General features: G+C 68.3%; 5 protein-coding genes and 4 pseudogenes. 5 read left to right on the top strand and 4 right to left on the bottom strand.

Annotated features, from left to right (window positions below; translation table 11 throughout):
• Positions 1–24: 24 nt before the first annotated feature.
• Together SGFS_RS02645 and SGFS_RS02640 are read left to right on the top strand one after the other, a co-directional pair.
• Positions 25–6,276 (top strand): annotated as a pseudogene (locus tag SGFS_RS02645) (type I polyketide synthase); the annotation flags it as partial.
• A 97-nt stretch (positions 6,277–6,373) separates the two neighbouring features.
• Positions 6,374–7,183 carry an SAM-dependent methyltransferase gene (locus SGFS_RS02640; RefSeq protein ID WP_286247285.1) on the top strand — a complete coding sequence of 270 codons (810 nt, stop codon included), beginning with the start codon at positions 6,374–6,376 and terminating at the stop codon, positions 7,181–7,183.
• Positions 7,184–7,240: 57 nt separating this feature from the next.
• On the opposite strand, the pseudogene SGFS_RS02635 reads toward SGFS_RS02640, so the two are convergent.
• Positions 7,241–7,457, bottom strand: a pseudogene (locus SGFS_RS02635) (cyclase family protein); the annotation flags it as partial.
• 137 nt (positions 7,458–7,594) lie between these two features.
• A pseudogene (gene argB, locus SGFS_RS02630) lies at positions 7,595–8,066 on the bottom strand (acetylglutamate kinase); the annotation flags it as partial.
• Positions 8,067–8,314: 248 nt separating this feature from the next.
• On the opposite strand from argB, the gene SGFS_RS02625 reads away from it, so the two are divergent.
• A complete protein-coding gene (locus tag SGFS_RS02625; protein WP_286247284.1) occupies positions 8,315–8,557 on the top strand; it encodes a DUF5988 family protein in 243 nt (80 codons plus the stop codon).
• A gap of 8 nt (positions 8,558–8,565) precedes the next feature.
• Here the strand turns inward: SGFS_RS02625 and SGFS_RS02620 are convergent, their stop codons facing one another.
• Both SGFS_RS02620 and SGFS_RS02615 read right to left on the bottom strand, forming a co-directional pair.
• Positions 8,566–9,318 (bottom strand): thioesterase II family protein, encoded by a 753-nt coding sequence (locus SGFS_RS02620; RefSeq protein ID WP_286247282.1) that lies wholly within the window; start codon positions 9,316–9,318, stop codon positions 8,566–8,568.
• Between the two features lie 111 nt (positions 9,319–9,429).
• Positions 9,430–10,719, bottom strand: coding sequence for a helix-turn-helix transcriptional regulator (locus SGFS_RS02615; RefSeq protein ID WP_286247281.1), 1,290 nt, complete (start codon positions 10,717–10,719; stop codon positions 9,430–9,432).
• A 690-nt stretch (positions 10,720–11,409) separates the two neighbouring features.
• Between SGFS_RS02615 and SGFS_RS51730 the strand changes: the two genes are divergently transcribed.
• Positions 11,410–11,712: an IS110 family transposase gene (locus SGFS_RS51730; RefSeq protein WP_434026043.1), complete on the top strand. Its 303-nt coding sequence runs from the start codon at positions 11,410–11,412 to the stop codon at positions 11,710–11,712.
• Positions 11,694–11,995, top strand: a pseudogene (locus SGFS_RS02605) (IS110 family transposase); the annotation flags it as partial. The gene SGFS_RS51730 and the pseudogene SGFS_RS02605, both read left to right, overlap by 19 nt.
• Between the last annotated feature and the right edge of the window lie 148 nt (positions 11,996–12,143).

Genomic DNA, 12,143 nt, shown 5'->3' with positions numbered 1-12,143 from the left:
CAGTTGCACGCGGCCGAGGAACGCGACCGGGAACCGATCGCCATCATCGGAATGTCCTGCCGATACCCGGGCGGAGTACGTTCCCCCGAAGACCTGTGGCACCTGGTCGAGAACGGCACGGACGCCATCGGTGACTTCCCGACCAACCGGGGCTGGGACCTGACGAAGCTCTACCACCCCGACCCCGCCCACGAGGGCACCTTCTACGCCCGCCAAGGCGGATTCCTCCACAACGCGGACGCCTTCGATGCAGAGTTCTTCGGCATCTCGCCCCGCGAGGCCCTGGCGATGGACCCCCAGCACCGGATCCTCCTGGAACTGGCCTGGGAGGCGTTCGAAAGCGCGGGCATCGAACCGCACACACTGCACGGCAGCGAGACCGGAGTGTTCACCGGCGCCCCCGCCACCCTCTACGGCCTGGACTCCACCGCACGGACGAAGGGACTCGAAGGCTTCCGGCTCGCGGGAAGCGGCCTCGGCATGATGTCCGGTCGGATCGCCTACAAACTCGGACTCGAAGGCCCCGCCGTCTCCCTGGACACCCAGTGCTCCTCGTCCCTGGTCTCCCTCCACATGGCCTGCCGCGCGCTCCGGGCGGGCGACTGCACCCTCGCCCTCGCCGGCGGTGTCGCCATCATGTCGACCCCGGACGCGTTCATCGAGTTCAGCCGACAGCGCGGACTGTCCGAAGACGGCCGCTGCCGCGCCTTCTCGGCGGACGCCGACGGCACCGGCTGGGCCGAGGGCGCGGGCACCGTCGTACTCGAACGCCTCTCCGACGCCCGCCGCAACGGCCATCGCGTGCTGGCCCTCATCCGCGGCTCCGCGATCAACCAGGACGGCGCGTCGAACGGCCTCACCGCCCCGAGCGGAGCCGCCCAGCAACGCGTGATCCGCCAGGCCCTGACCGCCGCTGGACTCTCGTCATCGCAGATCGACGCCGTGGAAGCACACGGCACGGGCACCAAACTGGGCGACCCCATCGAGGCACAAGCACTCCTGGCCACCTACGGCCAGAACCGCAAACGCCCCATCTGGCTGGGGTCGGTGAAGTCGAACATCGGCCACACCCAGGCCGCCGCCGGCATGGCAGGGCTGATCAAGATGGTCATGGCCCTATGCCAAGGCACCCTGCCCAAGACCCTCCACGCAGAGCACCCCACCCCACGCGTGGACTGGTCGACGGGCAAGGTCGAACTACTCACCGAGAACCGTCCCTGGCCCTCCGACGACGAACCGCGCCGCGCGGCTGTGTCGTCGTTCGGAGGCAGCGGGACGAATGCGCATGTGATCTTGGAGGAGGCGCCGCTGGTCGAGGAGCCGGTGGGTGTCGGTGACTCGGTACTGGGCGTTGTGCCGTGGGTGGTCTCGGCTCGGAGCGAGGCCGCGTTGCGAGGGCAGGCTCGGCGGTTGGCGGGGCTTTCGGATGGGCGTCCGGTGGATGTGGGGTATTCGCTGGCGGTCTCGCGTTCCGTGTTCGGTGAACGGGCTGTGGTTCTGGGTGCTGACCGGGAGGAGTTGCTGGCGGGGGTTCGTGCTCTTGCGGAAGGCCGGGAGGCTGCCGGTGTTGTGCGGGGCCAGGGCGCCGGTGTCAGGCGCGCGGTGTTCGTGTTTCCGGGGCAGGGGTCGCAGTGGGTGGGGATGGCTGCGGGTCTGCTGGAGGAATCCGAGACCTTCCGGGACCAGATCGTCGCGTGCGATGAGGTGCTGGCGCCGTTGACGGGTTGGTCGCTGCTGGATGTTCTGCGCGGGGTGGACGGTGCTCCTGCGTTTGAGCGGGTTGATGTGGTGCAGCCGGTGTTGTGGGCTGTGATGGTGGGTCTGGGCCGGTTGTGGCGGTCGTTGGGTGTCGAGCCGGCAGCTGTGGTGGGGCATTCTCAGGGTGAGATCGCGGCGGCTGTGGTGGCTGGGGTGTTGTCGCTGGAGGACGGTGCCCGGGTGGTGGCTGAGCGCAGCCGTCTGCTGAATGTGTTGTCGGGTCGGGGCGGGATGGTGTCGGTGCCGCTGCCGGTGGATGCGGTACGGCTGTTGCTGGTGCCGTGGTCCGGGGCTGTCGGTGTCGCTGCGGTGAACGGGCCTCGTTCGGTGACGGTGTCCGGTGATGTGGCGGCGCTGGAGGAGTTGCTGGCCCGGTGTGAGGCCGATGGCATCGACGCGCGCAGGGTCGCGGTGGACTATGCCTCGCACTCGGCTCATGTCGAGGACATCCAGGCCGAGTTGCTGGACGCGTTGGCGCCGGTGGTGATGAGGAAGGCGGAGGTTCCTTTCTACTCGACGGTGACCGCTGGCCTGCTGGAGACCGGTGGTCTGGATGCCGGGTACTGGTACCGCAATCTGCGTCAGACGGTGGAACTGGAGGAGACGGTACGGGGGCTGGCAGAGGACGGCTTCGACGCGTTCATCGAGGTCAGCCCTCACCCGGTCCTTGTCCCCCCGGTCCAGGACACACTCGAGGAGGCCCTCGATGACAGGGGCGTCGTCCTGGGTACCCTCCGCCGAGACGAAGGCGGCCTCGGCCGGTTCACCACCTCCCTCGCCCAGGCCCATGTACAGGGCATCGGCGTGGATTGGGCCGAGTTCTTCACGAACACGGGAGCGCTGCGGGTGGACCTGCCCACCTACAGCTTCCAGCACGACCGCTACTGGCTGGACATCTCCACCAGCCGCGACGTATCCGGGGCAGGCCTGTCATCGCCGAATCACCCGTTGCTCGGCGCGGTGGTCACCGATCCGGAGTCGGGCGGAGTGACGCTGACGGGCCGTCTGTCGCTCACGGATCAGCCCTGGCTCGCGGACCACACGATCGCGGGTACGACGATCCTGCCCGGGACCGCCTTCGTGGAACTGGTGGTCCGGGCGGGCGACGAGGTGGACTGCGGCGAGGTCGAGGAACTCGCCCTGCACACGCCGTTGACGCTGTCCCCCTCCCATGGGACGCAGATACAGGTCCAGGTCAGCGGGGTCGACGAGTCCGGGCGACGGTCGGTGGGCGTGTACGCCCGGCCCGAGACGGCCACCGCCGACGGCCCGGCTCATGGCTGGACCCGTCACGCCGGCGGCACCCTTGCCCGTACGACTTCCGCTCGCGACAGCGTGGAGGCGGCCACTGAGTGGCCGCCGCGAGACGCGACCGCAGTGTCGGTACCCGAGATGTATGAGTGCCTGGCGCTAAGGGGTTACGGGCACGGCCCGGCGTTCCAGGGCCTACGAGCCGCCTGGCTGCGCGGTGACGAGGTCTTCGCCGAAGTGGCACTCCCCGAGGACACCGCATCCGACACGGCCGAGTACGGCCTGCACCCGGCGCTGTTGGACGCCGCGCTGCAGGCGACGGCGTTCCTGGCCAAAGACGAACCGGGGGCAGCGGCACCGATGCTGCCCTTCGCCTGGACCGGAGTGAACCTGCGAGCAGCGGGAGCCTCCGCGCTCCGGGTACGCGTACGCCGGACGGCAGACGACACCGTGACCGTCGACGTGGCCGACCCGACCGGCGCGCCGGTGGCCTCCATCGACTCCTTGGTGATGCGCCCGGCGTCCGCCGATGTGCTCGGCACCGGTGACGCGACGAGGGACTGCCTGTTCACGGTCGCCTGGCCTGCCCTGACCGCCCCTTCGGCCACGGCCACGCGGACGTGGGCGGTGACGGAAACACCCACATCAGAAGCCTCAACAGACGAAGCCGTTTTCGCTTTGTGCCCCTCCGGCCCGGACGTGAGCTCCGTGACGACCACGGTCCTCGGCTGGATGCAGGGCTGGGTGGCCGACCCGTCCCGCGCATCGACCCGACTGGTGGTGGTGACGCGGGGTGCGGTGGCCACGGAGCCGGGGGAGCATCTCACGCACCTGGAACAGGCCGGGGTCTGGGGCTTGGTGCGCTCCGCCGCGGTCGAGCACCCGGGGCGTTTCGCACTGATCGACCTGGACCCGGACGCCATCGCCCCCGATAACGAGACCTGGACCGAGCTGGCAGGCCATCTCACCAACGAACCGGAACTGGCCCTCCGCGACAACCGCGTCCTGGCCCCCCGCCTGACCCGCACAGCCGCACCGCACCTGCCCGCAGTCACCGGAGACTCCGAACTGCGGTTGGCAAGCGATGGATCCGGGTCGGTGGAAGGTTTGCACTGTGTCGCGCACAAGCCCGCGGACCGCCCCCTGCGGGCCGGTGAGGTCAGGGTGGGCGTACGTGCGGCGGGGCTGAACTTCCGTGACGTACTGGTCGCGTTGGGAGTGACCGGCCTGGGCGAGGCCGGTATCGGCGGCGAGGGCGCGGGCGTGGTGCTGGACGTGGGGGAGGGCGTACCCGACCTCGCGCCTGGCGACCGAGTCATGGGACTGTTCGGCGACTCCATGGCCTCGACAGCGGTGGCCGATCACCGACTCCTGGTCCGCGTCCCGTCCGGCTGGTCGTTCGCGGAGGCGGCGTCGGTTCCGGTCGTCTTCGCGACGGCGTACTACGGCCTGGTGGACCTGGCGGGACTCAAGCCCGGCGAACGTGTCCTGATCCACGCTGCCGCAGGCGGCGTCGGCATGGCGGCCGTGCAACTGGCCCGCCACCTGGGCGCGGAGATCTTCGGTACGGCGAACCCGCGGAAGCAGCACGTGCTCGCCACCCTGGGGCTGGACTCGACGCACATCGCCTCGTCCCGCACGCTGGAATTCGAACCCGAATTCCGGGAGGCCACGGACGGCCACGGAATCGAGGTGGTTCTGAACAGCCTGGCCGGTGAATTCACCGATGCTTCCCTGAGACTGTTGTCACCGGGCGGCCGTTTCCTGGAAATGGGCAAGACCGACATTCGCGTCCCCGAGCAAGTCGCTGCAACACACCCCCATGCCACTTACCGGGCGTTCGACGCGATGGACGCCGGCGAGGAGCGCATCGGGGAGATTCTGCGCGAGGTCATGGCATTGTTCGAGCGGGGGGTTCTGCGCTTGCCGCCGATTCGTGCCTGGGACATCCGTCATGCCGCCGAGGCCTTCCGGTTCATGAGCCAGGCCCGGCACATCGGCAAGAACGTCCTGACGATCCCCACCCCGCCGAACCACCGGGGAACGGTGCTGATCACCGGCGGCACAGGGGTCTTGGGCGGTTTGGTCGCGCGGCGTATGGCGGCGGCCGGTGCCGAGCACGTGCTGCTGACCAGTCGGCGGGGCATGGAGGCTCCGGGCGCCGCCGAGCTGGTCGCGGAACTCGAAGCGCTGGGTGCTCGGGTGACTGTGTCGGCGTGCGACATGGGCGACCGTCAGCAGGCGGCGGTGCTGTTGGAGGGCATTCCCGCGGACCGTCCCCTCACCGCCGTGATCCATGCGGCGGGTGTGGTGGACGACGGAGTGCTCGGCTCGCTGACGCCGGAGCATGTCGACTCGGTATTCCGGCCGAAGGTGGACGCGGCCTGGCATCTGCACGAGCTGACCCGGGAGATGGACCTGTCGGCCTTCGTCCTGTTCTCCTCCCTCGCCGGTGTCACGGGAGCCGCGGGCCAGGCGAACTACGCGGCCGCGAACACCGCTCTCGACGCGCTCGCCGCCCACCGCCACGCCCAAGGCCTCCCTGCCATCTCCCTGGCCTGGGGTTTCTGGGAGCAGGCCAGTGGTATGACGGGACACCTCGGCGGGAGCGACCTGGCCCGAATGGCGAGGGGCGGAGTCCTGCCCCTGTCCTCGGAACAGGGCCTGAACCTCCTCGACACCGCCCTCGGGCTGGCCGACCCCCTAGTCGTGCCCGTCCGCCTGGATGTGCCGGCGATCCGTGCCTCGGACGACGTACCCCCCATCCTCCGACCCCTGGCCGGAGATACCCGCACCCCCACCCGACGCCGTGCCGCCCGAACCGCCGCCACCGCGCTCACGAGCGAGAAGACACTGGCCGCACGCCTGACGGCCCTCCCGCACAGCGACCGGCACGACGTCCTTCTGGACATCGTCCGCACCCACCTCGCCGTGGTCCTGGGCCACACGGACCCCACGACCCTCGACGCCGACCGCGCCTTCAAGGAACTCGGCATCGACTCCCTGACCGCGATCGAACTCCGCAACCGCCTCAACACCGCCACCGGACTCCGCCTGCCCGCCACCCTCGTCTTCGAGTACCCCAACAGCAGGGCACTCGCCGGTCACCTGTTGACACTGATCGTGCCGAGCGCCGCTGAGACTCAGCAGGGCACCGACACAGGGGCAGCCACACGCGCGGATATCGGAATCAGTCCGAAGAAGCTCGACGTGGATTCCGCCACGGACGAGGAACTCTTCGGATTCCTCGACAACGCATCCATATAACTAACGCCCCACACAACTAACGCCGCACACAACTAACGCTCCGTGCAGCTAACGCTCCTTTTTCCTCATCACATCAGGAACACACCCGGAGGACGACATGTTCGACTCGTACAGCGTCAAGGTCGGGGAGTACTACGACCAGGTGAACGATCTGACACGCACCATGTTCGAAGACAACATCCACTTCGGATACTGGGCGGACCCCCTCGGCGGCGGCTCGCTGGCCGAGGCCGGTGAGGCGATGACTGGGCAGGTCATCGCACGGCTGGAGGCGAGTGCCGGACACACCGTCCTGGACGTCGGCTGCGGCGTCGGCAAGCCCGCCGTGCGGCTGGCCAGGGAAACCGGTGCCGTGGTGAAGGGCGTGAACGTCAGCCGTAACCAGATAGAAGTGGCGAACTCCTTGGCCCAGGCAGAAGGGTTGCAGGACCGGCTCGTCTTCGAGATCGCCGACGCCATGAACCTCCCCTACGCCGACGACTCCTTCGACCGGGTCTGGGCGCTGGAGTCGATGTTCCACATGCCTGACCGAGGTCAGGTCATGGGCGAGATGGCACGCGTCCTGAAGCCCGGCGGACGCCTGGTGATAGCTGACCTCGTACTGCACGGCACGCTCGACGACACGGCCGCGGCCGTGGTGGAACAGTTCTGTTTCCAGAGCACCGCCCGATCGGTGGAGCACATCGAGAACTATCCCCGCCTCGTGGAGAAGGCGGGTCTCGAACTCATCGACCTCACCGACGTCAGCGAGGAGACCCGTTCCACCGGAGAGGCGGTCGCGCCCACCTTCGACATGCTGCTCGACGCAATCGGCGAAGAAGGCGTCGCGGCGGCCAAGAAGACATGGACGGGACTGTTCGACCTGCCCCAGTACGGCTACGCCCTGCTCACCGCCCGCAAGCCGTGAGCCGACCGCGCGGAGCAGCCTGGCCCCGACGGAGAGCCGGCCGGCACAGCCTCGCCCTCACAGCACCGCGACCGGGCTGACGGGTGAGGCCGTGCCACCAGGGATGTTCAGGGGCGTGACGACCAGCAGGAACTCGTACCGCCCCGCCCGCATCGGACAGCGGCTCCAGATCGAGATTGTCCAGCAGCGGTACGCCCACGGCGGCGAGGGCGTGGACGGGGGAGTGCAGTCCCGCGACGGGGGAGGACCGTACGTCGCTGTCGCGCGGAGTCCCTGGACCCTCGACGCGAGGCATGGGTCCTCAGGAGGGCTCTGTGAGAGCCGACTTGGCCGGGTGTGCGAGCGTCGTGTTCACGTGGGCTGTGTGATCGTCGGCTCGTACAGGCGTGACCGCCGCGTCGAACGCGGCGGTCACGCGGTGCTCGTGTCGCGTTTCGGGACGGTGTCGGGGACCATGGTGGTGCCGGGGCAGGTCTCGTCGAGGACCGTGCGCAGCACCGCGTGCGGTACGCGGCCCTCGAGCACGTGCGCTCGCCGTACGCCTCCGCGTACGGCCCGCAGGCAGCCCTCCATCTTCGGGAGCATCCCGCTCGCCAGCCCCGGCAGCAGCCCGTCCAGCGCGTCGGCCGTGAGACGCTCGATCACCTCGGTGCTGTGCGGGCAGTTCGCGTACAGCCCCTCCACGTCGGTGAGCATCACCAGCTGCTTGGCGCCGAGAGCCACGGCCAGGGCCGACGCGGCGAGATCGGCGTTGACGTTGTAGACCTGCCCGTCCTCGCCGCGCCACTCGGGAGACCACCGGGATGTGCCCCTGCTCCAGGAGCTCGCGCACCAGGTCCGGGTCCACGTCCACGATGTCGCCGACCAGGCCGATGTCCACCGCCCGGTAACGATGACATTGAAGGTGACGCGTATTCACGTAGGCTGGTTTTATCGGTGAGTTCTGTTCACCAACATTGGTAGTTCTCGTGAGATGACGGTGGTTGTGCTGTCCCGACGGCTGTCGCGCGATGCTCATGCTGCGTAGGATCCACGGCAGGAAAGAGCGCAAAGCCTGTTCGCGTTCCTCGTTCCCCAGCCCATTCACGCATGCGCCGCAGTGTCATATGCGGGTTGAGAAAGGCTGTTTCTATGGTGATTTCAGACGGTCAGTTCCGTCGCGCCGGCGAAGGCTCGATCGAGGTCACTCTGGTGGGTGGCCCGTCGGGCATGGCGAAGAAGCTCTGGCTGCCGCCGGAGGCCGACGGCGCCAGGAAGCTCAAGATTCAGTACCTGGCCGGTTACGAGCATTACGAGCAGACGAGCCAGTCGTCGGACCACTCCGATTCCTCTCGCGTTCTGACGTGGACGATGCGCACGCAGATCGCCGAATAGGGACGCGGTCAGCCATTCAGCGTCCGCGTCAGTAGTTCCACGACCTTCTCGCTGTGGTCGACGAGGAAGAAATGGCCGCCCGGGAGCACATGCAGGTCCGTCGGGCCGGTGGTGTGCTCGCGCCACGCCTGCGCTTCCTCGATCGACACACGGGGGTCGGCATCGCCGGTCAGCACCGTCACCGGGCAGGTCAGCCGCCCGTCGGGATCGTGCCGGTACGTCTCGACGGCGCGGTAGTCGCCCCGGACGGCCGGCATGATCATCGCGATGATCTCGGGATCGGCGAGCAATTCCGGGCTGATTCCGCCCAAGGTCCGCAGTTCGGCCGCGACTTCCGCGTCGGACTTCTCGTGGACCCGTTCGTCGCGATAGCGGGAAGGGGCGCGCCGTCCGGAGGCGAAGAGCCTTACCGGGGATGGCAGTCCGGCGCGTTCCATTCTCAACGCCACCTCGTACGCCAGTACCGCACCCATGCTGTGGCCGAACAATGCGAGGGGCAGGTCGTCGAGGGGGCGAAGCGCCGTGAATATCTGGTCGGCCAGTTCCGGAATGTTGTCGATGCACGCCTCGTGACGCCGGTCCTGGCGCCCGGGATACTGGACGGCCAACACGTCGATCCCTGGGGAGAGTTTCGTGGACATCGAGAAGAAGAAGCTCGCCGACCCGCCAGCGTGTGGGAGGCACACGAGGCGCACCTTTCCTGCCGGGTCCGGGTGATTGCGGCGTATCCACTCTTCGGAATGTGCCGACAGTCGCACCATGGGGCGAATTCCTTTCGGGGAAGTCTTATGGACACAGGACACGGTCAGCGTAGGGAGCGGCGATCCGCCGAGGCATCCCCAGACCTGATAGCTCTTCGCCGGGCACCCGGCTCAGGCCGACGAGCGGGCCCGGGACACCTTCGGGCGGACGTCGCCCACCGGGGTGCTCCAGGTCCGGGCCAGTTCGACCCGCGACGCCACGTCCAACTTGCGGAAGATCTTCTTCAGATGGAAGGCCACCGTGTGGTGGGAGAGGAAGAGCTGAGCGGCGACCTGGCTGTTGGTCATCCCCTGGACCACCAGCTGCGCGACCGCGGACTCGGTCTCGGTCAGCCGCCCCACCTGGTCCCTGGACACATTGGACCAACGGGATATGTGGTGCCGGACACCAAGGTTCCGCAATCTGCTCTTCACCCGTGACAGATCACGGGTGGCACCGGCTGCCAGATAGGTGTCGCTGCTGAGCTCCAGGATCTCGACCGCCCGGTCCCGCCGGAGGTGCTGTCCGGACAGGTGCGTTCCGAGGTCCTCCAGGGCCGAGGCCCGCGCCCAGAGGTCGGCATGCGTCTCCGCGGCCCGCCACAGAGCGTCCAGGTCCTGCTCGATCAGCCCCTTGGTGTGCAGGGCGGCGGCGGCCAGCGAGCGGAACTCCGGGTTGAGCACCGCGAGTTGCCTTGCCGCCAGCGAGGCCTGCCGGGCGACGGTCTGGTCGCCGGCCTTCAGGGCCAGCCGTACGAACCAGGGCGCGGCGGCCGGTTGTGAGCCGAGCACTTCCCGGCTGGTCGGCCCAAGGGCGACGAGCTGCTCGATGAAGGGCACCACCGCCTCGCTCCCGCCGTGCGCCTCACGGACCTGGAGGGACATCCACGCGCACTGCCCCGCCAGCGGGTTGGCGGAGGCCATGAGTGCGTCCTCGGCGATCCGCTGCGTGTTCGCCAGGGCGGTCTTCATGTCGGCGCGCCGCAAGGCGCACCCCGCCAGGACGAGCCGGCCCAGGGTCTGCCAGGGCCCGGATCGCCCGGCCGCCGCCAGGCCTTGCTCACCCAGCCGCGCGGATGCGTCGACGTCCCCGGCCGTGAACGCGAGGAACGACCGGGCGAGGTCCGCTCGGGCGGCCGTCTCCGCCGACCCGTCGAAGGCGTCCAGGGCGGCGTCCGGGGTCTCGGGGCGGAGGATCCGCTCGGCCCGGTCGAGGTCGCGGAGGTGGGTCAGCGCCGTGGCCAGCCACAGCCGGGAGTGCGCGTGGCACACGCACGACGGACGGTCGGCCGCCGCCCGCACGGCCTCCTCGGCCAACTCCACGGCGTGCAGCAGCCGACTGTGCGTCCAGAACGACATCGACCTGCTGACGAGCCGGCATGCGGCACACGAGGAATCTGTGGAATCGATGCCGTACTGCATGCGCAAAGGGTCAGGTGAAAAAAGCATCACTGGCACTCCTGCCGTTCCAGAGCGAAACCGAGGGGGAACCAACGGATGGACACGTGTCGCCGGTGTTTTCTGCGCGCTGGAGCGGTGCGGTCAGCCGAGCGGAGATCCAGCTCATGGTCAGCGGCGTTCCGGCGAGCGGGGGTTCCGTGCGGCTGCTGTGTGGGGGTGAGGGTTGGGGGGAGGGGGAGGGGCGAGAAGATGTCGAAATTTTCGGCCGTGTAGCCCCGTAGGGGGACGAGTTACGACGCTACAGGCGGGCCGTTGGCTCCTGAGGAAACGCGTCCGTCTTCGCCGGGCGGGAGGGTGGCAGGAGGTGACTCGGCCGGGAGCGGTGGCTGGCTTTCATGGGGGATCCACCATTCTTGTCTGTGGTCATACCTATGTTCGGCGACCAGTGAGCACAGCTTAATTCTCTTGCTGCGCCGCAGTAGAGGCAAATGTCCTCGCTTTTATTTTTCCTGACAGTCCGTCGGGTATGCGACGGCCACTCGGTGATCTCGTTTTGATGCTATGCGGTCCTACCTTGTTCGTGGGTTGGACGGGCCAACGTAAGGTCCGGAGACCCAGAGACGCTGGGTATGGCTTCTATGCGGTTGCTCTCGATGGTTCCACTCACCTGGCCGCCCGGTGTCTCACGACGACTCGGCTGCTGATTAAGAGTTGCGAACGCATTCGAGCGGATCGCTGAGTAGGACCGCGCCGGCGAGGTCGTCCGGGAGGACAGCACATCGAACGACTGGATGGGCGGGTACGGACCAGCCGGAGCTGTTGGCCCTGCTCGCCGACGTACTCGCCCTTGATGAGGATGTGGTCTGGGCGGTCGACGTCTCCGATGGCATGGCCGCCCTGTGGATCAGCGTGCTGCTCAACCACGGCCAGCACCTCGTCTACATACCCGGCCTGGCCGTCAACCGGGCCTCGGCCGTCAACCGGGGCTCCCAGGGCACGAACTCGCCGAAGTGATCTCCAGCATGCCTGGCATCGGACCGCTGCTGGCCGCCGAGTTCCTCGCGGCCACCGCCGGCGACATGAGCCGCTACGGCACCGCCGACCGCCTGGCCGGCCTCGCCGGAGTCGCTCCGGTCCCCCGGGACTCGGGCAACGTCAGCGGTAACCTGCACCGGCCCAGGCGCTACCACCGCGGCCTGCTCTCGCCCTGGCCCGTCGGCGCGTGAATGTCCTGTGGGCTCTCATTCGTGACGGACAGTGCTGCCAAGCCAACCTCCCCGTCACGGCTACGGCTTGACAACATCATTAGGGGGGTCCATCCCGATGCAGGAGCAAACCCCCGGATCAGGTCGAACCCGTACGCCACCTCCCAGGAAGCAACCGCTGTTTTCGGCCGACCGGGCCGGATGGCATATGCAGGTCGGGGTCACTCGACCGTACTTCCC

It is taken from the genome of Streptomyces graminofaciens, from assembly GCF_030294945.1.
Classification (GTDB): domain Bacteria; phylum Actinomycetota; class Actinomycetes; order Streptomycetales; family Streptomycetaceae; genus Streptomyces; species Streptomyces graminofaciens.
Note: the sequence above shows the minus strand (reverse complement) of the source record. Positions and strands in the feature narration are given on the sequence as shown.

What these genes read in the sequence shown, in the direction of transcription:
- SGFS_RS02640 (WP_286247285.1), top strand. Translation starts at nt 6,374, where the DNA reads ATGTTCGACTCGTACAGCGTCAAGGTCGGGGAGTACTACGACCAGGTG.
- SGFS_RS02625 (WP_286247284.1), top strand. Translation starts at nt 8,315, where the DNA reads ATGGTGATTTCAGACGGTCAGTTCCGTCGCGCCGGCGAAGGCTCGATC.
- SGFS_RS02620 (WP_286247282.1), bottom strand. Translation starts at nt 9,318, where the DNA reads ATGGTGCGACTGTCGGCACATTCCGAAGAGTGGATACGCCGCAATCAC.
- SGFS_RS02615 (WP_286247281.1), bottom strand. Translation starts at nt 10,719, where the DNA reads ATGCAGTACGGCATCGATTCCACAGATTCCTCGTGTGCCGCATGCCGG.